Raw genomic sequence first — 422 nt, 5'->3', positions numbered from 1 at the left:
GCCTGAGTCAACACGTACGCAAATCGATCAAATCATCGATGAAGCGAAAGCATACAATTTTAAATCTGTATGTGTGAATCCAACGCATGTTAAATATGCAGCAGAGCGACTAGCTGATTCAGAGGTGTTAGTTTGTACGGTAATAGGATTCCCATTAGGTGCGTCGACAACTGCAACGAAAGCATTTGAAACAGAAGATGCAATTCAAAATGGTGCAGACGAAATTGACATGGTCATCAACATCGGCGCATTAAAAGATGGGCGTTTTGATGATGTACAACAAGACATTGAAGCGGTGGTTAAAGCTGCGAAAGGTCACACAGTAAAAGTGATTATTGAGACGGTATTGTTGGACCATGACGAAATTGTAAAAGCGAGTGAATTAACAAAAGCGGCTGGTGCGGACTTCGTTAAAACTTCAA

Annotated in this window: 1 protein-coding gene; it reads left to right on the top strand. The window is 41.2% G+C overall.

The window, feature by feature from the left end; genetic code table 11:
• Window positions 1-422: deoxyribose-phosphate aldolase (gene deoC / locus IDG65_RS14360; protein ID WP_206174254.1), on the top strand; the 422-nt coding region annotated here is incomplete at both ends.

The sequence above is a fragment of the Staphylococcus sp. EG-SA-17 genome (genome assembly GCF_017151845.1).
Classification (GTDB): domain Bacteria; phylum Bacillota; class Bacilli; order Staphylococcales; family Staphylococcaceae; genus Staphylococcus; species Staphylococcus aureus.
Note: the sequence above shows the minus strand (reverse complement) of the source record. Positions and strands in the feature narration are given on the sequence as shown.